Consider the following 25,621-nt stretch of genomic DNA (forward strand, 5'->3'; position numbering starts at 1 on the left):
ATAGAGCCGGGCTCGGGTCCGCAATCCGACCGGGCCGGCATTTAAGGAGCCATCTCGATGGATCAGGAAGTTGTCGCGCCGGCCTCGGCTGGGATGCCCAATCGGATTCGCAGCGGGGCTGAATACATCGAGAGCCTCCGCGGGCGCAGGTTGGCCGTCTACTTAATGGGCGAGTTGGTCGACGAGCCGGTAGACCATCCCGTAATCCGACCTTCGATCAATGCGGTCGCAAGAACATATGACCTCGCGAACGAGGATCCCGCCCTCGCATCGGCAATCTCCTCGCTCACCGGCACCAACGTGAACCGCTTTCTCCATATATCCGGAAGCCCTGCCGATCTTGTGATGCAGAACAAGATGCAGCGTCGTCTTGGGCAGCTGACAGGAACCTGCTTCCAGCGTTGCGTAGGCATGGATGCACTCAACTCGCTGCACTCTGTAACCTACGATCTGGATACCAAATACAACACACCATATCATGCGCGTTTCACGCAGTTTCTCGCACGTATGCAGTCCCTGAACCTTGTGATCGGTGGAGCGATGACCGATGTTAAGGGAGATCGTGGTCAGTCGCCCTCTCAGCAGGCGGATCCTGATCTGTTCCTACACGTCGTCCGTCGCACACCTGAGGGCGTTTACGTCCGGGGAGCGAAGGCGCACCAAACGGGGTGCTTAAATTCGCATTGGTTGATCGTTATGCCGACCATGAGATTAGAGGCGGTAGACAGGGACTATGCGATTGTCGGCGCGATTCCGGTCGATGCTGCTGGCATTACCTACATTTACGGCCGGCAGTCTTGTGACACCCGAAGCACCGAAGGCGGGGACATTGACGTCGGCAACGCGCAATTTGCAGGCCAGGAAGCAATGATCATCTTCGAGGATGTCTTCATTCCAAACGAACACGTCTTCCTCGACGGAGAGTTCGAATTTGCTTCGACGCTAGTCGAGCGATTCACCTGCTACCACCGCCGCAGCTATGTCTGCAAAACCGGCGTAGGCGATGTCCTGATCGGTGCCGCGGCGACAGTTGCTGATTACAACGGTGTCGAACGCGCATCGCATATCCGGGACAAGCTCGTCGAGATGACCCATCTCAACGAGACGATCTACGGCGCGGGCATCGCGGCGAGCCACCAAGGAACCGCGATGAACTCCGGCGCTTACTTGCCGGACGAAATGCTGGCAAACGTCTGCAAGCATCACGTCACGCGGCTACCCTACGAGATTGGCCGGCTGGCGCAGGATCTCGGAGGCGGGTTAATGGTGACGCTGCCCTCCGAGCACGAACTTAGGCACGAGAAGATCGGTCCGATGATCGAGAAATACCTGAAGGGACGACCCGAGATCAAAACGGAAGACCGAATTCGGATCCTTCGCCTGGTGGAGAACATGACGCTCGGCAGGAACGCGGTAGGCTATCTGACGGAGTCCATGCATGGCGCGGGCTCGCCGCAGGCCCAGCGCATCCAGATCGCGCGATCGATGCAGATCGAATTCAAGAAGGATTTGGCGAAAGCACTTGCGGGCATTTCGTCTGCATCCCGCGGGAAGATCGAGAGCGATCTATCGACTTACATGGCCAGGGTCTTTGCGCCTATTTCCAACTGATGCAACAGAAGCTGATGTATCTCGTCCATTTCGGAGACGCCGATGGCAATGACAATGAGCGGAGAAATCAAGCTCGCCGCCTCGCGAGAAGTCGTTTGGGCCAAATTGAACGACCCCGCCGTCTTGAAGGTCTGTATTCCCGGATGCGAGGAGTTGGAGAGGATCGACGGTGAGGGATTTCGTGCGGTCGCAAAGATGAAGGTCGGGCCCGTCTCCGCGCGATTCAGAGGTAGGGTCACTCTGACAGACCTCGATCCACCACAAAGTTATAGTATCATTGGAGAGGGGGAGGGCGGCGTTGCAGGCTTTGCGAAAGGTGGTGCAAAGGTCAATCTACTCGGCCTGAATGATGGCACTCTCTTGGCCTATCAGGTCGACGCGCAAATCGGCGGAAAGCTTGCACAGTTGGGACAGCGGCTCATCAACGGCACAGCAAAGAAGCTCGCGGACGAGTTTTTCGCCAATTTTGCGCGAGCACTTGAGCAGTATAGTCACTCTAGCCCAAGCAGCTAAGCTTTGCGCTCTGCGCGCTTTGCCGCACTTAAGGCTCGAATGGTGGGCCCTAAAACCAATGAGAGCTGAAGCCAATCAGCGGAGAAGGAAGGTCACCGCCAGGGGAACCAGAAGCGACGTCACAAGCGCATTCAGCCCCATGGCAATCCCGGAGAAAACGCCAGCCAGCTCGTCGACTTGAAACGCCCGGGCTGTGCCGATGCCGTGTGCGGCGATGCCAACTGCGAACCCGCGGGCACGAAAATCGGTAATTTCGGCCCGATTCATGAGCGGCGTCACGATGATCGCGCCCAGGATTCCAGTGAGTACAACCGCGATAGCGGTTACAGACGGGTCAGCATTTAGGGATTCACTGATACCCATCGCCACGCCGGCTGTGACTGATTTCGGCGAAAGAGATAGGATGATCGCTCGAGGTAGGCCAAAGGCCTCGGCAAACAGTACGACACTAACGACCGCTGTGACCGAGCCAACGATGAGCGAAATCACCATTGGCAGAAGCGCAGCGGCGACGCGTGCGCGGTTGTCGTAGAGTGGAATCGCAAGCGCTACCGTCGCTGGCCCAAGAAGAAAGTGCACGAACTGGGCGCCGGCGAAGTATGTCGCGTACGGAGTGTCCGTGATGATCAGGACTGCTCCGATGATCCAGATCGAGTGCAACACAGGATTTGCCAACGGATGCCGGTTTGTTGCAAGCGAGAAAGCATCTGCGATCCCATAGATCGAGAGCGTCGCGGTGAGCCAAACCAAAGGTGACTGCGACAGATAGACCCAGAGCGAGAATGAGTTTTCCCTCATGGTTCCGCTTGGCTTTTCGAGAGAAGCCGGCTGACCGCCAGAAAGGTGGCGACTGTCGCGAGCAGAGTGATCACGACCGATGCCGACAACGTCACTAAAATTGCGGCGCCATGCTCGACAATCAGGTCGAGCTTCTTCACGATGCCAACGCCAGCAGGAATGAACATGAGAGATAGATGGGCGAGCAGGCCGCGGCCCGTTCTCTCAACTGCCGCGTTTCGCAATGGACCGCGGTTGAGCGCGGTGAAATGATCGCGGGCCAAGAGAAGCAAGAGCAAGAATGCCATGCCGAACACGGGTCCCGGCATCGGCAGTCCTAGGCTGCGCACGAGTACTTCGCCTGCCAACTGGCAGAGCAGTATCAGACTCAGACCTGCGATCATGTGAGGCGTCCGTCGCAGCACGAATGAGCCTCAGATAGGCCCGCATGCGAGCCGCGCGAATGGGAGGTCAGTGTGCGGAGGCGAAGCTGTCTCGTAAATGTAAGCTTGTTGGGCCGGAGCCTTGCCTGGATCGAGCTTGTCACAAGCGCTGCGCCGCGGGAATCTTCAGGGAAGACATGAAGTGCTCCATATTCGCCTCCACACTTTCCCGACTAAGCATGCCGGTCTTCTGATCGCGAATCATTGCATACATCTTTTCGTGTAATCCCACCGCGCGGTAGCGTCCGCTGACCTCCAGCGATTTGCGGATCCAGGGCGCAACCATGTTCAAAACGAAATCGGCGATCACCACGATGAGCTTGTTGCCTGCTGCCGCATAGACTGCGCGGTGGAAGTCGAGATCGGCTTCCAACAATTTGTCGATCGGCGAATGAGGATCCTCGGAGAGAGCCTTCAGGCGATCGATGCTCTCTCGCATGACTTCTAGATCACGGTCGGTGCGTCTTATCGAGGCCAACTCAGCGCAGTTCCGATCGAAAATGTACCGCAGCTCCATCAGCATCTCAGGTGAAGAGTCTTGAAGATAGAGCTGAAACATCATGAGCGGCATCACAGCGGTGCCTTCATCCTTCCGGATATAGTTGCCGTGCCCATGCCGAGTTTCAATCAGGCCCGAGACCGCAAGCGTCTTCATCGCCTCGCGGATGGGGGTGCGGCTTATGCCAAGCTTCTCTGCGAGTTCTTTTTCATTGGGCAGCTTGTCGCCGGGACTTAGGTTGCCGTTGGCGATCTCACCCGTGATGTAATTCAACGCGACTTCGACACGCGTGGGTAGTTTTTTGGTTTCCATCCGCTCCATCGGTCGCTCGCAGTCTAATTTCTGGCCTTTGCCCCACGAAGCCAACAAATAAGTCGCCGCGCGACCATACGAAACAAGCCAGCATCCACAAGGTAGGAGGTATGATCTCTGTTGACAATAGGTATAAGGTATGACCTCATATCTTCACGCAGGCGCGATCAAGACGCCGCGGGAGGAACCGATGCTTTTGTTGACCGGGTCAAATCCGGAAGGTCATGGAAAGAACGTTGACCTAGGGCTACGCGACGAGCCGTTGTTGGTGGCGGACGGGATTGCGAAGTCTTTCAATGGTGTTCCGGCCCTTCGCGATGGGCGGCTCGTCCTCAAGCGCGGCACCGTTCACGCACTCTGCGGCGGTAACGGCGCCGGCAAGTCCACTTTCCTGAACATCGTAATGGGTTTGCTGCACCGCGACGAAGGCAACATTCGTATCGACGGGGTGGCTGTCGATTTCAGGAGTGCTGCGGATGCCTTGCGGCATGGCGTCACCATCATCACTCAGGAATTGTCTCCGGTTCCCGAAATGACGGTGGCCGAGAACATCTACTTGGGGAGGGAGCCGAAGATTGGCGGTCTTTTGGTGGACTTCCCGAAGATGCGCCAGGCCGCAAAACGGCTTCTGGATGACCTCGAGTTCGACGTGCCGGTCGGCGCTCGCATGCGAGACTTAAGCCTTGCACAGATCCAGCTGGTCGAGATTGCGAAGGCACTTAGCCACCGCGCGGACATCGTCATCATGGACGAGCCGACCTCGGCCATCGGCGAGCACGAGGTGCACATCCTCTTCAACGCTCTGAAGCGGATCAAAGCGCGTGGATCCGCTGTCATCTACGTCTCGCACAAGTTAACCGAGATTTTCGAGATCGCGGACGAATACACGGTTTTCCGTGATGGTCGATTTATCGAGAGCGGGGCAATTTCCTCGATCGATCGCAATCATCTCGTTACTCAGATCGTCGGCCACGAGATCAAGACGGTCGAAAAGGGCAAGCCTAACGAAGGCGCGCCGATCCTGCTCGAAGTCCGCTCCTTGTCGCGCGGATCCCACTTCAAGAACATCTCGGTGAGCGTCGCTGCAGGAGAGGTCCTGGGCATCTACGGTCTGCTTGGCTCGGGTCGGACTGAATTTTTGGAGACGATCTTTGGCATCCACGCGCCGACCGCCGGGGATGTCTTCCTTGACGGGAAAAGGGTCGATCCGGGTAATCCCAAGAAGTGCATCCAACAAGGCATGGCTATGGTTCCCGAGGATCGGAAGGATACCGGCCTCGTTCTTTGCGCCTCCATCGCACACAATATTGCCCTGTCATCACTGACGCTTCGCGCCGTCAGCGGATTTGTCCGCCGCAAGGCGGAGGCAGCTGCGACTGATCGGATGATGCGGTTACATCGGATCAAGGCGGCATCGCCAAATGTCGCTGTGGAGACACTTAGCGGCGGAAACCAGCAAAAGGTGGTTTTCGCACGCTGTTTGCTGACCAATCCGCGTCTTCTGATATGCGACGAGCCAACACGTGGAATCGACGAGGGCTCAAAACAAGAGATCTATGCCTTTCTCCGCGAGTTCGCGGCCAAGGGTAACGGTGTGCTCGTCGTCTCATCCGAAGCGCCGGAGATCCTTCAGATCAGCGATCGCATTGCCGTCTTTCGGCAAGGACGACTCGATCACGTCGTCGACGGGCACGAGACGACCCAACAAATGCTGACAGATCTAGCCAGTTGAGCGGACCGGCGGCTTTTCAAGAAACGGCCTGCGCATGCGATCGAAGCAAGGAGTGGATATGGTGGCCAACGTAATAACCAACGTCGCGGCGGGTGCCCGATCCAAAAGCATCGCGGTTATTGGACCATACCTGAAATCGTTCAGTATCGTCATTGTTTTCGTGGTCATTTCGGCGTTCTTCGCGGTGGCCAACGAGTACTTCATGACGTGGCTGAACTGGGTAAACCTGCTGCGGCAATCGTCGATCAACGGCGTTTTGGCGATCGGAGTGACCTTCGTTATCCTGACAAAGGGTATTGACCTTTCCGTCGGTTCAGTGATGGCCCTCGCGGGCATGATCGCGGCAAGCCTCGTGACCTCGACCAACCAGCATTTCGTTCTCTGGGCGGTTTTGGCCGGGCTGGGAACGGGCGCGGCATTGGGTTTGCTGAACGGCGTCATTGTGACGACCTTCAACGTTCCTCCCTTCGTTGCCACACTCGGAATGCTGAGCATGGCTCGCGGCTTGACCCTGATATTCTCCGAGGGGCGTCCTATTCCCAATCTTTCCGAGTCCTATCGCTGGATCGGCGGCGGCAGCGTTGCGGGCGTTCCCGTACCTGTCTTGATTCTGTTTCTTGTGTTCGCCACCGGCTGGGTCGTGCTCTCCTATACGACTTTCGGGCGCTACGTGTACGCCGTGGGAGGCAACGACAAGGCTGCTAAGACAAGCGGCATCTCCACGCGCAGTGTCATTGCATCCACCTACGTTATCTCGGGCCTTCTCGCGGGGCTCGCTGGCCTCGTGCTTACTTCCCGTACCACTGCCGCACTTCCACAGGCGGGCATCGGCTACGAACTCGATGCGATTGCGGCCGTGGTGATCGGCGGGACAAGTCTCGCAGGAGGCCGCGGCTCGCTGGTCGGGACGTTGTTCGGCGCACTCATCATCGGGACGATCAACAACGGCATGGATCTGATGGGCGTGTCTTCCTACTACCAGCAGCTTCTCAAGGGGGCGATCATTGTCGTCGCCGTGATGCTTGACCAATTTCGCAAGTGATACTTTGCGAAGACCATTACAGACGATGACAAACGGCTGTAACGCCCGGGCTGGGCGGATTAAGTGACTGACCACATCAATCGGAGGAAACGATGAAGGTTACGCGTAGATCGACAATGGCGAGTTTCGCCGCTGCTGCAATTATTCTATCGACCGGTACGGCTTTTGCTCAAAGTAAGACACGGATCGCCGCTTTATCGTTCGGAGAATCCGGCGAGTACATGAAGGCCTGGTCCAGCGAGATTCAGAACCACCCAGCAGTCAAGGACGGTTCTGTCGCAGTCACAATCTTTGATGGCAAGTACGATCCTCTCGTTCAAGCGAACCAGATCGATACGGCCATTACCCAAAAGTTCGATGCCATCATTATGTCGCCGTTCGATCTGCAGGCGTCGGCCCCCGCAATCGACAAAGCCGTCGCTGCTGGCATTCCGGTGATCGTATCGGCCCTGAAAACAGCATCGAAGAACTATACCGCGTCGATTATCGTCAACGACACGGAAGGCGGCCGTATCATCGGGGACCAGTTAGGCAAGCTACTCCCGAATGGTGGCAACGTGGTGCTGATGGAAGGTCCGATCGGTCAATCGGCGCAGATCGAGCGCAAGGCCGGCATCGACGCCGGCTTGGCCAAGTTCCCAAAGCTCAAGTTAATTGCCAGCAAGTCGGGCAACTGGAGCCGCGCCGAAGGGCAGTCGCTCATGGAGAATTGGTTGCTCGCGCATCCCGGTCAAATCAACGCGGTACTCGCCGAAAATGACGAGATGGCGCTTGGCGCAATCGAGGCGATGAAGAGTGCACACGTCGACTTCAAGTCCGTTCCGGTGCTCGCAATCGATGGCATCCCCGACGGAAAGCGCGCGGTTCAGAAAGGCGAAATGACCGTAACGCTCTACAAATACGCCCGTGCAGAGGGGCAGGGCGCAGTCGATCTCGCCCTGCATGCCGTCAAGGGGGACAGCTACAAACCCCGCTCCGAGGTCTGGGATTCTTTGATGGAGTGGAAGGGCGGAACTCAGAAGGACTACGTCGTTCCCTGGCTTATCTTGGATTCCTCGAACGTCGCAAAATACATGTGATGCACATCGTGCGCACGCGGTGAGAGCCGCGTGCGCACTGATTTTTAGGTGGGATAGTTGAATATGACGACTCTGCAAAAGAGAGCCCTTCCAAATGGGCGCGTGAATCTGACGTCGCTTGGTCTTGGCACATCGCCATTGGGCGGGTGCGGCGTTCCAGTCAGCTTTGAGACTTTTGAGGCTGTCGTCCTGAAGGCTTATGAGCAAGGCGTACGTTATTTCGATGTTGCTCCACTCTATGGTCTCGGGAAATCGGAGCATTTCCTCGGCCACGTCCTTCGTGTTCACGGTATTCGCCCCGAGGTCGTGGTAAGCACCAAGGCGGGTCGGCTGTTGAAGCCGGAAAGCCGTTCAAAGCGCGCCGAAAGTCTCTACGGGATCGATTGGGTAGATCCGCTGCCCTTCGTCGACGAATACGATTACAGTTACGATGGCATCATGCGATCCTTCGAGGATAGCCAGCAGCGCCTCGGTCTCGACCACATCGACATTCTCTTCCTGCACGATGTCAGCGGAGTCTGGCACCAGGACAAGTATCCCCTTTATCTGCGGCAACTGCGCGAGAGCGGGTACCGCGCCTGCGACGAACTCCGTCACTCGGGGGCGGTCAAGGCGATTGGCCTCGGTGTAAACGAGACAGCTTCGGTGCTCGAGGTGGCCGCCGAATTCAATCTGGACTGCTCGCTCGTCGCAGGGCGTTACACGCTTCTCAACCATGCGCCACTGACTGACTTCTTTCCCGAGGTCCAGCGCCGCCGCATCGGCATTATCGCCGGCGGTGTCTACAATTCGGGGATTCTAGCGGAGGGTAGTCGAGGTAACGCGTTAACGCGGACCTATGACTATCAGGCGGCTCCCGAATCCATCGTGGAGCGCGTAAAGGCGCTGGAAGCTGTTTGTGAACGTCACAATGTCGCGCTCGCCAATGCTGCTTCCCAGTTCGTCTATGCGCATCCGGCCGTGACATCGGTGGTTCAGGGCGCGCTCACGACAGCGCATGTGGAGCAAAACGTCGCCTCGGTAGCGGCGCCGATTCCTCAAGCCTTCTGGATCGAACTCAAGAGCGGAGGTTTGATCCCTAAAGAAGCCCCTCTACCGGATTAGGACTCAGGGGCTCTGTCCAGCTGAATTAGCCAAGACAAGCAAGGAGAAGAGCGATGATTCCGCTCGACAAACGAACTCTCGGCCGCACTAAAGTGTCCGTCACATCCGCAGGGCTCGGGACGGTGCCTCTTTCGGGATTCAATGTCGCAGTGCCCTATTCCGACTTCGAAGCTGTCGTTAAGGCAGCCTTCGATCTCGGCGTCCGCTATTTCGATTGCGCGCCGATGTACGGTCTCGGAAAGGCGGAGCATTTCCTTGGCCGTGCTCTCCGGGACCTCCGCATTCGCGATCAGGTGGTCGTGAGCACGAAGTGCGGCCGTGTGCTCAAGCCCGCAAGCCGAACACCGAAGCTCGACACCGTGTACGGCATCGAGTGGGTTGATCCATATCCGTTTCGAGACACCTATGACTACACGTATGACGGTGTGATGCGCTCGTTTGAGGACAGTCAGCAGCGTTTGGGCCTAGACTATATTGATGTGCTTCTGGTCCACGACGTCGGGCGCGCATGGCATGGCGACCAAGCAGAATTTTACTGGAACCAACTCCGCGAGAGCGGATACCGCGCTCTTGAGGAGCTGAAGAGTTCGGATGCTATCGGTGCGGTCGGGTTGGGGGTCAATGAGACTGAATCCGTCGTTGGAGTCGCGCGTGAATTCCCAATTGACTGTGCGTTGATCGCGGGTCGCTATACGCTTCTCAACCACGCGCCACTCAATGGGCACTTCGAGGAACTGCGAACTCGAAATGTCTCAGTAATTGCGGGCGGCATCTACAATTCGGGCATCCTCGCCGCTGGATCGAAGGCGGCGGCATCGACTTATGACTACCAACAGGTCCCGAGCGCTATCCTGGAGCGCGTCCGTTCAATCGAGAAGGTTTGCGAGCGACACGGCGTCGACTTACCGACCGTCGCCACGCAGTTCGTGCAAGCGCACCCTGCCGTGGCCACCGTGGTTCAGGGCGCCAAGTCGACAAGCGAAGTCACCCAGAACGTCCACGCTGTCGCGGCGCGGATACCCGCGGCTCTCTGGCAGGACTTGAGGAACTTCAACTTGATCCCATCGAATGCTCCGGTTCCTGAAGACGGGCGATCCTCGTGAGCGGGTTTGTTGGCGTACAGTTCCGTGCCGACGATCCCTTCGAGGGCGTAACGCCGGGTTCGGCGGTTGCTGAATACGATATCCTCATGGGGCCTGTCGTCGGCTATCTGCGCGATGTCGTGACTGACCGCTCTGTTCGTCTTCTCGCGGACTTTATCGGGAGGTCGCACCTGGAGGACGTAAGCAGGCCTGACGCCGGCGATTCGGATCGTGTGTACGATGTTCTTGCATCGGTTCGGGTGCCGCTGCAGCGGCGGCACGAGCATTATCATGTAGAGCGGGCGGCGCATCTGCTGCTGCCGACGCGGGCGGCCCTGGCGCCCCATCGGCCCACGAGCGAGGCGCATTTGCTGTCAAAGGCCTGGGGACATCTGCGTCGGGCGAGCCCGACGGCTGGCGGCGGCTTGATCGACCTGCGGCAGTGCTGTGGCCAACTCAATCTTGGTGCTGATCTTCTGATTGGAGCCTCCGAATGACGAGATATGCCATCACTGTGCTCGAATACGCAGCGAGCCCCAAACATCCGATAAGTGGGGTGTTATACGGCCGGCACAACAGTGGAAGCGTTAACCTGCCTTTTGCTTATGTGCTCCTGCGCAGCAGCGAAACGGTCGCGTTGGTTGACACTGGTTACGATCAATCAGACTTCGGAGGCGAGATCGCCAATTCCATCGGCGTCATCGGCTGGACCCCACCTTCTGAGGTCCTGGGAGCGGTCGGCATTCGTCCCGAAGATGTGCAGCATGTGTTCCTCACACACGCTCATTTCGACCACATGGGTGGGCTGGACTACTTCCCGAACGCCAAGTTCTACATCCAGAAGCGCGAGATCGAGAGTTGGGTCTGGGCTATGTCCAAGGGACGTCGTTTTCGATCGCTCCTCGGCGGCATCAATCCTGCCGATATATTGAAACTCGTAGATCTCGGACTGAAGAACCGCTTGGTCGTGCTGGACGGTGCGTCGCACGACGTTCTGCCGAATATCGATCTTCTTCCCGCCTTCGACACGCACACGGCAGGTTCGCAGTACGTGGTGGTCCGCAACGGCGGAAGCGTTGAGGACCGATGGGTTCTTACCGGAGACGTTGTCTACACGTACGAAAACCTGCACGGAGGTGATCGGGATGATCCATGCTTCGTGCCGCCAGGACTTGCGACGGGAAGTCAAACCAATCTAATTCTCACGGCGGAAGAGATGCTCGCCAGCGTCGGCGGCGACATGCTTCGGCTCGTACCCGTCCATGAGGAAAGGCTCAAAGACCATTTCCCGTCTCGGGTGAGCGATCGCGGACTTCGAATTACCGATATCGCGACGCTTTGAAACGGCTCAGGGTCTGGCAAGACAGCGAGGGTATCGCTCATGGACTACATGCGTTTGGGCCGCTCGGGCCTCAAGATTTCTCGAATCGTACTGGGTTGTATGAGCTACGGAGTAGGGGAGCGAGGAAATCATCCTTGGACGCTCGGTGAGATCGAGAGCCGGCCGTTCATACACAAGGCCCTTGACTGCGGAATCAACTGCTTCGATACGGCCAACGTGTACTCAGACGGTACGAGCGAGGAGATCGTCGGCAAACTTCTAAATGAAATGGTGCCGCGAGACCAGATCGTGATCGCGACGAAGGTCTACGGCCGCATGCGGCCGGGGCCAAACGGCATGGGCCTTTCGCGAAAGGCGATTCTTGCCGAAGCGGAAGCCAGTCTCCGGAGGCTCGGCACCGACTATATCGATCTGTACCAGATCCATTTCTGGGACAACGACACGCCGATCGATGAAACGCTGGAAGCGTTGAACGATCTCGTGCGGAGCGGCAAGGTCCGTTACATCGGTGCCAGCAACACCTATGCTTGGCAATTTGCCAAAGCGCTCTATCGGGCCGACGCTAATTCTTGGGCACGTTTCGTGTCGATGCAATGTCACTTAAATCTCCTCTACCGAGAAGAGGAGCGCGAGATGCTGCCGCTATGCCGCGACGAAGGTGTCGGCGTGATTACCTTTAGTCCACTGGCTCGCGGGCGCCTTACCCGCCCCTGGACTGAGAAGAGTGCCCGTTCCGAGACCGATAATGTAACGTCGCAGTTCTACGGACACGCTGAGGCGGCCGACCGGAGCATTGTGGACGTGCTTTCTGACATCGCAACGGAGCGTCGAGTAGCACCAGCGCATATCGCTCTCGCCTGGGTAGCCGGAAAAGATGGCGTAACGGCGCCGATCATCGGCGCGACGAAGCCTCAGCACTTAGACGATGCAATCGCGGCCTTAGGTCTGAAGCTGACATCGGAGGAAATTGCGCGGCTGGAAGCGGGCTATGTGCCTCACCGAGTCGTCGGCTTGAAGTGAAACAGACCCGAGTTCCACGTCGATGGAAGCGCTCGGCAGGTTAGAGGCGAAGCGATTTAAAAAAATGTGCCGGGATCGACGAGATCCCGGCACAGTCAGGGAGAGACCTTGAGAGAGCGGAGCGAGGCTGGTTGGACTTGAGTTAGTGGTCGGTAGCTGAAGACGACCAGCAGAATCGGCTTCAATTAATCTCAAGCATCTCGCGAACGTCATCAGGAGACGCAATCTCGCGCCCGCAGCCCCTTGCGATGATGCATGTCCGATGGACGAGCTCCTCGTTCGTCGGATTGCCATATTCGATGTAGGGATAGTCTCCGATGCCTGGAGCTATGTTCCCGCCGCGCCTGGCTACGCCTTCGCACATAACCAACAAGTTTCCGCCAACGATATTGGCAGTCCAGCTGTGCCGAATGTGCTTTGGTAAGAACGGTAAGAATGCGTCTAATCCTTCGAGCGTTCCGGGATGTCCTGTGAGATAGGGGCCGTCGGTCATGTTGAGGAGGAAGTAACCCGGAGCTGCTACAAGCCCCATCTCCATAAATGCGATCGCGCGACGAACAAACCCTATCGACCAGCAGGTCATCTTCGGCTTAACGCCGGCCGATTTGAGGGAGCGAAAATAGTGCTCCACGGCGGAAGTGCGGTTTTCATAGATGCGATCGGAATGCTCGAACACGAGCTTGTCGCGATCGAACACGTCGAGATTGCTACTTCCGGTGTCTATGGGGACAATATCGGGTTTGGTCTCCGGATCCTTGGCAAGCTCAAGAATGCAATTGATGCGCGCGTTCGGGTCGGTATCGTTGGCAAAAAAGCCAAGCGTCGGCAGTATCAGTATGTCGCATTTCTGCCTGACCTTGCGAATGATCTCCGCGTTCTTCTCAGCCGTGTGAAGGGGCGCGCCATCATCAGCTCGGGCGTGAAAATGCAGGATCGAGGCGCCGGCCTCGCGACAACGGGCCGCTGTTTCGGCGATTTCATCCGCCGTCCATGGCACATTCGGGTTTCCATCCCGCATCGCGTATTCGTTCACGCGAGCTTCGACGATCATCTTTCTCATCATCAGGTGTCTCTCGCGAACTGCCGCCGGTGCTCGAGCTTGCGTGCATGGCGCTTCCTTCGGATGGACCAGCCATGGACGACTTTCGGCGAAGCAAGACTATGGCTCCGACGCAGAACGGCCAAACGACTTTTAGCAGCCCCCTTGTGATAAAAGCTCACAACGGCTAAACTTTGAGCTTTCGGGGTATCAGATGGTGCGTCCCAGGCCTTCGCTCAATGCGCTGCGTGCCTTTGAGGCAACGGCGCGATTGCGCAGCATGACCGCCGCATCGCTCGAATTATCCGTCACGCATGGAGCGATTAGCCGGCACATCCGTTCGCTCGAGGATCTGCTCGGGGTGCCGCTCTTGGTTCGAGGGTCTTCCTCCACAGATCCGACCCCCGAGGGTATTCGACTGGCGGAAGGGCTATCTGGTGCATTCAGTCTCATCGACGCGAGCGTAGAGCAGATACTGCCGGGACCGCTGACGGTTTCTTGTTCCGCAACCATCATGATGTATTGGCTGATTCCTCGCCTTGCGGCTTTTCACGAAGCTCATCGGGGCATCGAGCTCCAGTTCAACCTGAACTACGATCAAGTGGATTTCATCCGTGACAAGGTCAGTATCGCCATCCGCTCCAGCACCATCGCGCCGCCGCGTGAGGTGGTTCTCAAGGAGCTTGCGCGAGAGTGGATTTCCCCCGTTTGCGCAGCCTCTTACGCAAAGGCCAACAACCTCCATGCTCTGAGCGATATCGCTGACTGCCGACTGCTGGGTACGCGGACGCGCCCGGAGGCCTGGGCAGATTGGCTCGAGGAAATGCGGTTGAAGCAAGATGTCCGCATTCAAGAGTCCTATGATCATTTCTATCTTCTCATCCAGGCGGCGCTATGTGGACTTGGCTTGGCGCTGGTCCCGACGATGTTCGTCCTTGAGGAAATTCACAGTGGGCGACTGGTAGCGCCCTTCGGGAGCATCCCAGGAAAACGGACTTTGATGCTCTGGACGGCGCCACATGTCGCAACTCGCCCCGAGAGTAGGGCGGTTTCCCAATGGCTCACGCGCGAAATGTCCGCCACTGTGAAAAGCTGTGCCATGCTGGGTGACGCAAGGGGCACAGAACGGCGCTCGAGGCCCTCAAAATCCGGATCTCTGTGAGTTTTCCTCACGGGTCGCTTCACGAATATCGTTTGCCGGCCGGCCCTAGCCGAGGTGAAGATGTTATCGTCCTTCATCCGAAACGGTTCTTCAGTCGTGCGGAGGAATGAGACGAACTCCGGGAAGAAACGCAGCAGGGCGTCACAATGCGCAGCGACAAACCGCGATCCGAATTCACGGCGCGTTACCTGGTCGAGACCGGCGATAGTCTCGAGAAGGCGGCGGAAGTCATCGCGGGCGAGCAGTCGAGCGGGACGTTTCTCTCGTTGCCCGGCGAGACAGACGAGCTGAAAAAGCGATCGCGCGCACGGGTGCTTCGGGTGACAGAGCTGCCATCCGTCGACACTCCGACTTTTCATAGCGCCTTCTTCGAGCGAAGGCAGAAACCAACGGCGTTTCGGCGCGGCGAGGTGGAAATCGCGTTTCCGATCGATAACGTCGGCTGCAATATCCCGACGCTCTTGGCGACGGTAGCTGGCAATCTATTCGAGCTCGGCGAGATCACCGGGCTTCGGCTTCTCGACATCAACCTTCCGGTTGGTTACGCCGCCGGCTTTCCGGGGCCGAAGTTCGGCGTTGACGGCACCCGACGTCTGGCCGGCGTTTTTGGTCGGCCGCTCATCGGTACGATCTTGAAGCCATCTATTGGTATGTCTCCATCCGACACTGCCGCGCTGGTCGACAAGATCTGCGAAGCCGGCATCGATTTTCTCAAGGATGACGAGTTAATCGCCGACCCGCCTTACGCGCCGTTCGAGGAGCGTTTGAAGGCGGTTTTTCCTGTGATCGAACGGCATGCCGACCGCTTGGGGCGTAAGCCGATGTACGCGATCAATATCAGTGGTTCGGTCGACGACATGCGACGTCGCCATGATTTGGTGTTACAGGCGGGTGGAACGTGCGTGATGGTCAGCGTCAATTGGTGCGGCTTCTCCGCAATTGAACACCTGCGAACTTATACGGATCTTCCGATTCACGGTCATCGCAATGGATGGGGTCTATTTACCCGCCATCCATGGCTCGGCTTCGATTTCCTGGCATTCCAAAAGCTGTGGCGATTGACGGGCGTCGATCATCTGCACGTCAATGGTCTACGGAGTAAATTTTGGGAGCCGGACGATTCGGTCATCCTTTCTGCACGTTCATGTCTCGCTGCGTTCTCGTCGGTGAAGCCGATGATGCCTGTTTTCTCCTCGGGACAATGGGCCGGGCAGGCCGGAGACACATTCGAGCGTCTGCGAAGCGTAGATCTCATGCATCTTGCTGGCGGCGGAATCATGGGGCATCCGGCCGGCATCGCTGACGGAGTTTCGAGCTTGCGCGAAGCCTGGGAAGCGGCGGTCCAGGGTGTGCCCGCGGCCGAATACGCAAAATCACATACCGCGCTTCAACTCGCGCTATCCAAGTTCGGGGACGTAACGTGACGCAACCTCGCTACCGGTTGGCATTCTACGGTGACGATTTTACTGGATCGACGGATGCGCTTGAAGTCGTAGCATTTGCTGGACTCCGCGCTGCTCTCTTTCTCCGGCCTCCAAGCCCTGATGTCTTGGAGCATTTCGGGGACATCGACGTAGTCGGCCTCGCCGGAGTGAGCCGCAGCATGTCTCCCCTAGAGATGAACGAGCATCTAGAGAAGGATCTACGTTACCTCGCATCTCTCCGTGCGCCCATTGTTCACTACAAGGTGTGCTCAACCTTTGACAGCTCGCCCGAGATTGGTAGCATCGGTCGGGTGATCAAGATCGCAAGGTCTATCTTCGGCGATCCAGTTCCGATTGTCGGCGGGACTCCTTCGCTTCAAAGGTACTGTCTTTTTGGACATCTGTTTGCTCGGTCAGGAACGGACGGGAATATCTATCGCATCGATAGGCACCCGGTCATGAGTGTTCACCCCGTGACGCCCATGAACGAAAGCGATCTGGCCCTTCATATTGCGGGCCAGGAGGCGCTCAGGATCGAAAAGCTGACCTATCCCGTCTTAGACCAGGGGCATGAAGCGGCCGCCCGGTATTTTAAGGGTTTGCTACAGGGCGGCGCCGACGCCATCCTGCTCGATTCAGCGAACTCGGCGCAGCTTACACAAGTCGGCCGGCTTGTCGCTGAATGGGCCGGGGTTGACGGAAGCACATTTGTGCTGGGGCCGTCGGGTGTGGAGTATGCCCTAACACAATGGTGGCAGGAGGCCGGTGAGATTCCTCCCCCCTCCAGCGCCTACGGTGACCCGGCTTCGGTCGATCAGGTGCTGGCCGTGTCGGGTAGTGCCTCACCAATGACAGCGTTACAGATCAATGCCGCCGTGCGCGCTGGATTTGCAGAGGTTCCACTGGACGCTGCTGCTCTACTCGAGGATAGCGGACATGAGGCACTCGCGGGGCAAATCGTCGAACGTACCGTCGCGCTGCTCAAAGAAGGCCGCAGCGTCATATTGCATACCGCTCGTGGCTCCGATGATCCGCGGATCGGAAGGATGATCGATATGCTCGTTAGTGGCGGTATGTCGCGCGAGTTGGCCAAGCACGAAGGGGGTAGAGATCTTGGCCGGAAAGTGGGTCAGCTCGTCCGTGATATCCTTAAAAAGGTTCCCTTAAAGAGATTGCTGTTATCGGGCGGCGATACGTCAAGCCAGGTTGCACAGCTGCTGGACATCGATGCCCTTGAAATTGATTCTCGCTTAAGCCCGGGCGTCCCACTGTGTCGAGCAAGATCGATACGCGGGCGTCTGGACGGGCTTCAGGTTGCATTCAAAGGCGGTCAACTGGGCGATGAAGAGTTCTTCAAGCGCGGGTGGCTGGGCAGGGTTTGATAAGAACGCAAAAGGGAGGATGCCGATGCGTGTCCGAACGATCGCTCCAAGCGTCGCAGCTGTGCAGGACGCCTCGGGCGCCGTGACCGCGCGTACGCTCTTGGTGGGGGAGATGGAGAGCTCACAGCAAAACGTACTGCATACGATCGCTGGCGGCGTCGACAGGTTGCTTGGCCGCATCCTTGAGGCCTTTGTCAGCATCCTGCTTACGGCCGAGATTCTGCTCCTGTTTGCGGGAGTTATGGCACGGTACGTTTTCCTCAAGCCCATCATTTGGTCGGACGAGCTGGCTTCTATGCTGTTTCTCTGGCTCGTAATGCTAGGGTCCGCCATAGCGTTGCGACGCGGCGAGCACATGAGAATGACGGCGCTATTCGCGTACGTGTCTCCCCGAATGCGGGCTCACCTCGATGCAATCGCGCTGGCCGCATCGCTGTGCCTCGTCGTCCTACTGTTCCCGGCTGCGCTCGAGTATGCACTCGAGGAGGCCATCGTTAGAACTCCGGCGATGGATCTCTCCAACGCATGGCGAGCATCTGCCGTTCCTGTCGGCTTCGGCTTGATGGGCATGTTCGCACTCTTTCGCCTCGTGCGGCTCGGTGATGCTAGACAGGTCGTTAGTGCGCTCGCCTTCGTTGCGCTTATAGTTATGGTATTTTGGCTGCTTAAGCCTCTCTTTACGCCTCTCGGAAACGCAAATCTCATCGTCTTCTTCGTGGTTGTAGTGGCCTGCGCCGTCTTCACGGGCGTACCGATCGCCTTTTCCTTTGGTCTGGCAACGTTCGGCTATCTCATGCTTACGACCAGAACTCCGCCGCTCATTATCGTCGGCCGCATCGACGAAGGTGTCAGCCATCTGATCCTGCTTTCGGTCCCATTGTTCGTGTTTCTCGGTCAGCTCATCGAGATGACCGGCATGGCGCGAGCCATGGTTGCGTTCCTTGCCAGCCTGTTAGGTCACGTGCGTGGTGGCTTGTTGTACGTGCTCGTTGGAGCGATGTATCTCGTCTCAGGCATATCCGGATCGAAGGCCGCCGACATGGCCGCGGTGGCACCAGTCTTGTTCCCGGAAATGAAGCGTCGAGGCGCTAAGGAAGGCGATCTCGTCGCGCTGCTGGCCGCGACAGGTGCTCAAACAGAGACAATCCCGCCCAGCATAGTTCTCATAACAATCGGCTCGGTCACCGGTGTTTCCATTGCTGCTCTATTTACGGGTGGACTACTTCCTGGCGTCATCCTGGCGATCACCCTCTGTTGCGTTATCGCATGGAGATACCGCAGCGAGGATCGCAGCCTCGCCCGCCGCGCCTCAGCAAAGGAAATCGGCAAGACATTCCTGCTGGCGGTGCCGGCAATAGCTCTGCCGTTCGTCATCAGATCCGCTGTCATCGAAGGTGTGGCGACCGCCACTGAAGTCTCAACAATTGGCATATTCTACTCGATCATCATTGGCGCTCTATTCTACAGGCAGTTCGACTGGCGGCGAATCAAGCCGATGCTCGTGGAGACGGCGAGCCTGTCCGGCGCGATCCTCTTCATCATCGGCACCGCGACGTCTATGGCTTGGAGCCTGACCCAATCAGGATTCTCTCGCTCTCTCGCGGTGGCGATGAAGCAGTTGCCGGGCGGGTCAATAAGCTTCATGGCAGTCTCAATCCTGGCCTTCGTCATACTCGGCAGTGTGCTCGAAGGTATTCCAGCCATCGTCCTTTTTGGTCCATTGCTTTTCCCAATTGCGCAGGCCCTCGGGATCAACCTCGTTCACTATTCGATGGTTGTCATATTGGCGATGGGCGTGGGTCTCTTCGCGCCGCCGTTTGGAGTCGGCTACTACGCCGCGTGCGCAATTAGCCGGGTAAATCCGGATGCCGGGATGAGGCCGATCCTTGGCTACATGTTGGCCTTATTGATTGGGCTTGTGATCGTTGCGGCGATCCCCTGGATATCAACGGGATTCTTATAAGTCCTTGGGCGCGCGGCAAGTGAACTCTAAACAAGCACGTAAAAACATTTGGAGGGAATGATGAAGAAGGTTGATCGCAGGACGTTATTGCAGGGAGCTGCGTCGGTAGCGTTGGCCGCCGGTGTGGGATTGCCGCTCAAGTCGGCGCGGGCTGCCGAGTTTCGGCTCCGATGGGGGTTCAACCTCGCCGAATCGCACCCGATCACGGCGCGTGCCCGCGAAGCGGCCGAGCGCGTGTTGTCTGAAACGAAGGGCCGGGTCGAAATCAACGTGTTTCCCAACAACCAACTCGGCGGCGACACGGACATGCTCTCGCAGCTTCGGGCCGGCGGGCTCGATCTGTTTCTCAATTCCGGGATCAACGTGCTCTCGACGATCGTTCCTTCAGCATCGATCTACGGGTTGGGATTCATCTTTCCGGACTACGATGCCGTCTGGAAAGCGATGGATGGAGAGCTTGGCGATGCATTGCGAACCAACATTGGCAAGGCGAACCTCGTGCCGATGGCGAAGATGTGGGACAATGGCTTTCGCAACATCACGACCAGCACAAAGCAGATCAATACCCCGGCGGATCTGAAGGGTGTCAAGATCCGCGTACCCGTCGGCGCACTGTGGACTTCTATGTTCCAGGCTTTCGGTGCCGCTCCGACAGCCATCAACTACAGCGAGCTTTATTCTGCGCTTCAGACCAAGATCGTCGACGGGCAGGAAAACTCGCTAGCCAACATCTTTACTGCCAACCTGTTCGAAGTTCAGAAATATTGCGCTCTGACTGGCCACATGTGGGATGCGTTCTTCTGCGTGGCCAACAAACGGAATTGGGAAGCTCTCCCGCAGGATCTTCGCGACATCATCGCTACGGCCATCAACGATGCTGCGATGGCCGAGCGGAAGGATATGGCCGTGCTGGCTACGTCGTTGCGCGGTGACCTGACAAAGAAAGGCCTGATCTTCAATGAGCCCGACGTCGGCGCTTTCCGCGATGCACTTCGCACGGCCGGCTTTTACAAGGAATGGCGGACCAAATACGGCGAGGAGCTGTGGACGACGCTTGAGCGCACCACCGGGAAACTGACGTGAAGACGAAGAAACGGGAGCTAGACTGATATGAGATTGAACAACAAGGTGGCGCTCGTCACCGGAGGGGCGCGGGGCATCGGCTTTGCGATCTCAAAGGCCTTGGCGCGAGAGGGAGCACGCATTGTAATCGCGGATCTCAACCTCGATGGCGCGAAGGCCGCGGCGAGCGCTCTCGAACATGCCGACCGGGATCACTTGGGGCTGCGCGTAGACGTGGCGGATCAGGGATCGGTAAGCGAGCTGATGGACGAAATGGTCCGTCGCTGCGGGGGAATGGATATCCTGATCAATAACGCTGGAATTGGCGGCAATACGCCATTCCTCGATATCAAGCTCCAGGATTGGCAACGTATGATCTCGATCAATTTGACGGGGGCGTTCATCGTGGCGCAGTCAGTGTCGCGCCAGATGGTCAAGCAGGGCCGTGGTGGCAAGATCATAAATATCGCGTCGCTCTCGGGGCAGCGCGGCGGGAATGGACGGGGTGCGTATGGTGCAGCAAAAGCCGGTTTGGAGTTGCTGACAAAGGTCATGGCGGTCGAACTTGCTCAGTACCGCATCAACGTCAACAACATCGCTCCCGGCGCAATTGAAACCGAGATGGCCAAGACCGCGCACGACCCGGCAACCCGTCGAGCCTATGAATATCTCATTCCAATGAGCCGTTACGGAACTCCTGAAGAGATCGCCGACGCAGCAGTCTTTCTATCCTCGGATGAGAGCAGGTATGTCCACGGCCACACGTTGAACGTCGACGGTGGATTCCGTGAGGCTGGCCTGATGTTCGGGCCTGACAAGACGCCACCGCGCTAGTTGGTCATTGCGTGGCCGCTTCGTTAGGAGCGAGCCCCTTATCATTGGGAGGCTATTCACGTGCGCCGAAGCCGCCGAGCGAAAATCGTAGCAACCGTCGGGCCAGCATCCTGCGAGCCTGAGATGCTCCGGACGTTGTTCGAGGCTGGGGTCGATACCTTCCGCCTCAATTTTAGTCACGGGGCAAGGGAGGATCACGCCAAGGTGCACGCTGCGATACGCGCTCTTGAACTCGAGATGGGCCGGCCCATAGGCATCTTGCTGGACCTCCAGGGGCCGAAGATCCGGCTCGGCACATTGCGTGATGGGAGCTTGACGATAGCCGCAGGTGAGGCCATTCGGTTTGTTCAAGAAGGCACACTTGGCGATCGGACTGCTATCCCGTTGCCGCATCCCGAGGTGTTTGCGGCGGCGGCACCTGGTCACGACCTGCTAATCGACGATGGTCGCCTGCGCGTTCGCGTCAAGTCGCTCTTCAGCAACAGTCTCGAAGCCGAGGTGATCATTGGCGGGAGGCTTTCCGACCACAAGGGCGTTAACCTGCCGGGCACAATCCTCGACGTGTCTCCACTCACCGCAAAAGACCGAGCGGACCTCGACTTCGGTCTTCGGCTTGGCGTCGACTGGGTCGCGCTGTCGTTTGTGCAACGACCAGGAGATGTCCTCGAGGCGAGGGGGCTCATCGGAGATCGGGCAGGGCTCATTGCGAAGATCGAGAAGCCGGCTGCGCTCGATCGGATCGATGACATCATCGGCCTGTCCGACGCGGTCATGGTGGCGCGCGGTGATCTCGGCGTGGAAATTCCCCACGAAGACGTCCCAGGCCGTCAAAAGGAGCTGGTGCGAGCCTGTCGCTTGGCGGTAAAGCCTGTGATCGTAGCCACCCAAATGCTGGATTCTATGGTCTCGACGCCGACGCCGACGCGCGCGGAAGCGTCCGATGTCGCCACCGCCATTTACGATGGAGCCGACGCAGTGATGTTGTCAGCGGAGTCTGCCGTCGGCCGATATCCGTGCGAGGCGGTGGAGATGATGGAGCGCATCATCTGCAGCACCGAACGTCACAAGATGTATCGGTCCATCGTCGATGCCTTGCGTCCCGACGAGGAGCAAACGCCGCCACACGCGGTGGCCGCGGCCGCGGCGGGCTTGGCGTCGGCGATCCGTGCGGCAGCCATCGTCGTGTACACGTCGGGAGGCACGACCGCGGCTCGCATTGCCCGTCGCCGCCCGGATGTTCCCCTTCTTGCCATGACTCCAAGTATGGAAACCGCCCGTCGGCTTTGTTTGCTCTGGGGAACGCACAGCGTGTCTTCAACCGACGTAAGCGACTACGAGGAGATGGTGTCTCGGGCCGTCTCTACTGCGGTTGACAATCAGTTCGCGCAAACCTTGGATACCGTAGTTATAGTTGCGGGAATTCCATTCGCACAGGCTGGAACCACCAATAACATCCGCGTAATTGGGGTGACATGAGCTGTCCTGGCCGCTTGCGTCGCGAGCCGAAAGTAGGATGCGCCTGCAGTCATGACCGCGCTTTAGCCTTCGCGGTTACCGCGATTCGACGTCCTAGTCTGCTTGCGCGCCGAGCTCCCGATGCTGGCGAAGCCGCTTCACTGCCGTGATGGCGGTAGTGGCGATCCTAGCGCCGCGGTATGGCTTGCCTCGAAGCTCAGGTCACCGGCGAGTTTCGAGACAGATGAATTGAGGTCACCTAAATGCCAAACTAATTCTTTTGCTGTATTCGCTCGGGCTTATAATGCTGGTAAATACCGCGTGCCGAAGAACCGCGTGAATCGGAGAAGCGCCTAGATCGAGTGCGCAACGGAGGACCGCCGTTTGCCTCGTCTCGTTCGCTGTTCGACAGGAACGCGCGTTTCGCGCCTTCCGCAACAACAAGGATCCAGCGACATGACGGTTCAAGGTCACAATGTTTCACTGCACGAACGAGCTCGCCGCATCAGATGCCATGCGCTCCGAATGGGCGAAGTTCAGGGGCAGGGTTATATCGCTCAAGCGCTGGACATCGCCGACGTGTTGGCCGTAGCCTACTTCCACTCCATGCGATATCGGCCGGAAGAGCCAGAGTGGGAAGGGCGCGACCGCTTCCTTCTCTCCAACGGCCACTATGCAATTGCACTGTACGCCGCGTTGATTGAGGCGGGCATTGTTCCTGAGGCGGAGCTGGAGACTTACGGCTTCGATGATAGCCGTCTGCCGATGTCCGGCATGGCAAGCTACACGCCGGGGATGGAAATGTCGGGCGGTTCGTTAGGGCTCGGTCTTACCATCGCAGTCGGTCGATGCCTTGGATTGAAGCGAAAAGGATCCGACAGCTTCGTCTACACCTTGTTCTCTGACGGCGAGCTCGATGAAGGATCGAAGTGGGAGGCTATGATGTCCGCTGCCCACTACAAGTTGGACAATCTCATTGCCGTGGTTGACGTCAACAACCAGCAGGCGGATGGCCCTTCCGGCCAAATGATGGGCTTTGAGCCCCTGGTCGACAAAGTGCGAGCATTCGGCTGGTTCGTTCAGCGTGTGGACGGGAACGATCTCAATGACGTCGTTGCGGCATTCGATGCGGCAAAGACGCACGAGGGAGCCGTGCCGCGAATGATTATCGCCGATACCGTCATGGGAAAGGGCGTGCCGTTTCTTGAGGCGCGTGAGCGGAATCATTTCATGCGCGTCGATGCGAACGAGTGGAAACTGGCGCTCGCAGCGCTGCAGGATGGGAGCCAGCCATGAAGGTGACATCAAACACCACTACGTCGAAGCAGCGCCTTACGACATCGGCAATGATCGCTTCGATTGCCGCAGAGGGACAACCAACAAGGTCCGCGCCGTTCGGCCATGCTTTGATCGAACTCGCGCGTCGGTGTCCCGAGGTCGTTGGGATGACGGCTGACCTCGGCAAATATACCGATCTCCATGTGTTCGCGAAGGAATTTCCGGACCGTTACTATCAGATGGGCATGGCTGAGCAGCTGTTGTTCGGCAGCGCGTCCGGTTTCGCCGCAGAGGGCTTTATGCCGTTTGTGACGACTTACGCTGTGTTCGCTTCTCGGCGCGCCTATGATTTCATTCATCAGACCATTGCCGAAGAAGATCGTAACGTGAAGATAGCCTGCGCACTACCAGGGCTCACGTCCGGATACGGCCCAAGTCATCAGGCGGCGGAAGACCTGGCACTGTTCCGCGCGATGCCGAACATGACGGTTATCGATCCATGCGATGCTCTGGAAATTGAGCAGGTTGTGCCTGCCATGGCGGCGCATCATGGCCCCGTCTATATGCGTCTGTTGCGAGGGCAGGTGCCGCTCGTGCTTGACGAATACGGCTACAAGTTCGAACTTGGAAGAGCGAAGCACTTGCGAAGCGGGGATGACGTCCTCATCATCTCTTCCGGCCTACTCACGATGCGGGCGTTAGAAGCAGCAAAAAAACTTGAAACAGATCGTGTTCGCGCGTCAGTCCTCCACGTGCCGACCATCAAGCCACTTGATGTCGAGACCATTGTGGCCGCTTGTAGAAAGCCGGGGCGAGTCGTCGTCGTCGCGGAGAACCATACGATCATTGGCGGACTTGGCGAAGCTGTCGCCGCTGTTCTGATGAGGGAACGTGTGCATCCCGCATTCCACATGATCGGCCTGCCGGACGAATTCCTTGCGGCTGGCGCCTTGCCTACGCTTCACGATCGATATGGAATTTCGACGGATTCGATCGTTAGCAGCGTCAAGTCCTGGCTGTGACGGCCACGTATCACGTGCGAGGACGCGAGTCAGGCTTGTCGACCTTGAACGAGTCCCCTAGGTCTGCCCATACGGAGTCTCCAAATGAGCAGACCGCGAATTGTGACAGGTTCGCTTGGTCGGCAAGCCTAGGTCCAAACCCGCGCGGCAGGTAGCCCCCAGGGGATCCTGGCGCTCGCGGCCATAGACCTATCCTCGCAAGCTAGGGAGCTTTAGCGTTCCCGCAATTGAAGACTTTCGTGCTTATAGCGGACGCGTCTGTCGGCGGTCGCCCAGGCATTTGGCATTCTGCTTGGCGTGGAGACAAGGGTCCAGGAAGCCAATCAGATAGCCTGCGATTCGCATGTTTGTTGTCGAAGCCAGCCCGAATCTCTCGCGTGCTTATCGACAAGCCAGGCGAGCGAGGAAGATCGGCATTTATCTCGGCAAGTGTTATTCGACAGC

The 25,621-nt window shown here is 57.9% G+C and carries 23 protein-coding genes; 19 read left to right on the forward strand and 4 right to left on the reverse strand.

The window, feature by feature from the left end:
* Positions 1–57: 57 nt before the first annotated feature.
* Both GGD61_RS24265 and GGD61_RS24270 read left to right on the forward strand, forming a co-directional pair.
* Positions 58–1,611: a 4-hydroxyphenylacetate 3-hydroxylase family protein gene (locus tag GGD61_RS24265; protein WP_283814549.1), complete on the forward strand. Its 1,554-nt coding sequence runs from the start codon at positions 58–60 to the stop codon at positions 1,609–1,611.
* Positions 1,612–1,653: 42 nt separating this feature from the next.
* On the forward strand, positions 1,654–2,124 hold the full coding sequence (locus GGD61_RS24270; RefSeq protein WP_183231294.1) for a CoxG family protein: 471 nt from the start codon (positions 1,654–1,656) through the stop codon (positions 2,122–2,124).
* 75 nt (positions 2,125–2,199) lie between these two features.
* Here GGD61_RS24270 and GGD61_RS24275 read toward each other — a convergent pair whose 3' ends face one another.
* The 3 genes from GGD61_RS24275 to GGD61_RS24285 form a co-directional block, all read right to left on the reverse strand.
* Complete coding sequence (locus tag GGD61_RS24275) at positions 2,200–2,922, reverse strand: LrgB family protein (RefSeq protein WP_183231295.1); 723 nt, start codon at positions 2,920–2,922, stop codon at positions 2,200–2,202.
* Positions 2,919–3,305 carry a CidA/LrgA family protein gene (locus tag GGD61_RS24280; protein WP_183231296.1) on the reverse strand — a complete coding sequence of 129 codons (387 nt, stop codon included), beginning with the start codon at positions 3,303–3,305 and terminating at the stop codon, positions 2,919–2,921. Before GGD61_RS24280 ends, GGD61_RS24275 begins: the two co-directional genes overlap by 4 nt.
* A gap of 139 nt (positions 3,306–3,444) precedes the next feature.
* Positions 3,445–4,164 (reverse strand): FadR/GntR family transcriptional regulator, encoded by a 720-nt coding sequence (locus GGD61_RS24285; protein WP_183231297.1) that lies wholly within the window; start codon positions 4,162–4,164, stop codon positions 3,445–3,447.
* A 181-nt stretch (positions 4,165–4,345) separates the two neighbouring features.
* On the opposite strand from GGD61_RS24285, the gene GGD61_RS24290 reads away from it, so the two are divergent.
* The 8 genes from GGD61_RS24290 to GGD61_RS24325 all read left to right on the forward strand — a co-directional run bounded on the left by GGD61_RS24290 (position 4,346) and on the right by GGD61_RS24325 (position 12,556).
* Positions 4,346–5,887 (forward strand): sugar ABC transporter ATP-binding protein, encoded by a 1,542-nt coding sequence (locus tag GGD61_RS24290; RefSeq protein ID WP_183231298.1) that lies wholly within the window; start codon positions 4,346–4,348, stop codon positions 5,885–5,887.
* Between the two features lie 58 nt (positions 5,888–5,945).
* A complete protein-coding gene (locus GGD61_RS24295) occupies positions 5,946–6,929 on the forward strand; it encodes an ABC transporter permease (protein WP_183231299.1) in 984 nt (327 codons plus the stop codon).
* Positions 6,930–7,021: 92 nt separating this feature from the next.
* Entirely contained in the window at positions 7,022–8,008 is a 987-nt protein-coding gene (locus tag GGD61_RS24300; protein WP_183231300.1) for a substrate-binding domain-containing protein, read from the forward strand.
* 63 nt (positions 8,009–8,071) lie between these two features.
* Complete coding sequence (locus GGD61_RS24305; protein ID WP_183231301.1) at positions 8,072–9,112, forward strand: aldo/keto reductase; 1,041 nt, start codon at positions 8,072–8,074, stop codon at positions 9,110–9,112.
* A 53-nt stretch (positions 9,113–9,165) separates the two neighbouring features.
* Complete coding sequence (locus tag GGD61_RS24310; RefSeq protein WP_183231302.1) at positions 9,166–10,215, forward strand: aldo/keto reductase; 1,050 nt, start codon at positions 9,166–9,168, stop codon at positions 10,213–10,215.
* A complete protein-coding gene (locus GGD61_RS24315) occupies positions 10,212–10,691 on the forward strand; it encodes a hypothetical protein (RefSeq protein ID WP_183231303.1) in 480 nt (159 codons plus the stop codon). The genes GGD61_RS24310 and GGD61_RS24315 overlap by 4 nt, the downstream gene beginning before the upstream one ends.
* Entirely contained in the window at positions 10,688–11,536 is an 849-nt protein-coding gene (locus tag GGD61_RS24320; RefSeq protein ID WP_183231304.1) for an N-acyl homoserine lactonase family protein, read from the forward strand. Before GGD61_RS24315 ends, GGD61_RS24320 begins: the two co-directional genes overlap by 4 nt.
* 39 nt (positions 11,537–11,575) lie before the next feature.
* The gene (locus GGD61_RS24325) at positions 11,576–12,556 is read left to right on the forward strand and encodes an aldo/keto reductase (RefSeq protein WP_183231305.1); all 981 of its coding nucleotides are present in this window, start codon (positions 11,576–11,578) and stop codon (positions 12,554–12,556) included.
* A gap of 181 nt (positions 12,557–12,737) precedes the next feature.
* Here GGD61_RS24325 and GGD61_RS24330 read toward each other — a convergent pair whose 3' ends face one another.
* Positions 12,738–13,619 carry a 3-keto-5-aminohexanoate cleavage protein gene (locus GGD61_RS24330; protein ID WP_210311165.1) on the reverse strand — a complete coding sequence of 294 codons (882 nt, stop codon included), beginning with the start codon at positions 13,617–13,619 and terminating at the stop codon, positions 12,738–12,740.
* Between the two features lie 190 nt (positions 13,620–13,809).
* Between GGD61_RS24330 and GGD61_RS24335 the strand changes: the two genes are divergently transcribed.
* From GGD61_RS24335 to GGD61_RS24375, 9 genes are all read left to right on the forward strand, one after another.
* Positions 13,810–14,757, forward strand: coding sequence for a LysR substrate-binding domain-containing protein (locus tag GGD61_RS24335; protein ID WP_183231306.1), 948 nt, complete (start codon positions 13,810–13,812; stop codon positions 14,755–14,757).
* A 146-nt stretch (positions 14,758–14,903) separates the two neighbouring features.
* The gene (locus GGD61_RS24340; protein WP_183231307.1) at positions 14,904–16,181 is read left to right on the forward strand and encodes a ribulose-bisphosphate carboxylase large subunit family protein; all 1,278 of its coding nucleotides are present in this window, start codon (positions 14,904–14,906) and stop codon (positions 16,179–16,181) included.
* Positions 16,178–17,563: a four-carbon acid sugar kinase family protein gene (locus GGD61_RS24345; protein WP_183231308.1), complete on the forward strand. Its 1,386-nt coding sequence runs from the start codon at positions 16,178–16,180 to the stop codon at positions 17,561–17,563. Before GGD61_RS24340 ends, GGD61_RS24345 begins: the two co-directional genes overlap by 4 nt.
* Positions 17,564–17,675: 112 nt before the next feature.
* Complete coding sequence (locus tag GGD61_RS24350; RefSeq protein WP_183231375.1) at positions 17,676–19,526, forward strand: TRAP transporter large permease subunit; 1,851 nt, start codon at positions 17,676–17,678, stop codon at positions 19,524–19,526.
* A 60-nt stretch (positions 19,527–19,586) separates the two neighbouring features.
* Positions 19,587–20,609, forward strand: coding sequence for a TRAP transporter substrate-binding protein (locus GGD61_RS24355; protein ID WP_183231376.1), 1,023 nt, complete (start codon positions 19,587–19,589; stop codon positions 20,607–20,609).
* 27 nt (positions 20,610–20,636) lie between these two features.
* Positions 20,637–21,422 carry an SDR family NAD(P)-dependent oxidoreductase gene (locus tag GGD61_RS24360; RefSeq protein WP_183231309.1) on the forward strand — a complete coding sequence of 262 codons (786 nt, stop codon included), beginning with the start codon at positions 20,637–20,639 and terminating at the stop codon, positions 21,420–21,422.
* A 60-nt stretch (positions 21,423–21,482) separates the two neighbouring features.
* Positions 21,483–22,898, forward strand: coding sequence for a pyruvate kinase (pyk, locus tag GGD61_RS24365; protein ID WP_183231310.1), 1,416 nt, complete (start codon positions 21,483–21,485; stop codon positions 22,896–22,898).
* Positions 22,899–23,333: 435 nt separating this feature from the next.
* Positions 23,334–24,173, forward strand: coding sequence for a transketolase (locus GGD61_RS24370; RefSeq protein WP_183231311.1), 840 nt, complete (start codon positions 23,334–23,336; stop codon positions 24,171–24,173).
* Complete coding sequence (locus tag GGD61_RS24375) at positions 24,170–25,177, forward strand: transketolase family protein (protein ID WP_183231312.1); 1,008 nt, start codon at positions 24,170–24,172, stop codon at positions 25,175–25,177. The genes GGD61_RS24370 and GGD61_RS24375 overlap by 4 nt, the downstream gene beginning before the upstream one ends.
* Positions 25,178–25,621 lie beyond the last annotated feature (444 nt).

The organism is Bradyrhizobium sp. SBR1B (assembly GCF_014198205.1).
In the GTDB taxonomy this organism is placed as follows: domain Bacteria; phylum Pseudomonadota; class Alphaproteobacteria; order Rhizobiales; family Xanthobacteraceae; genus Bradyrhizobium.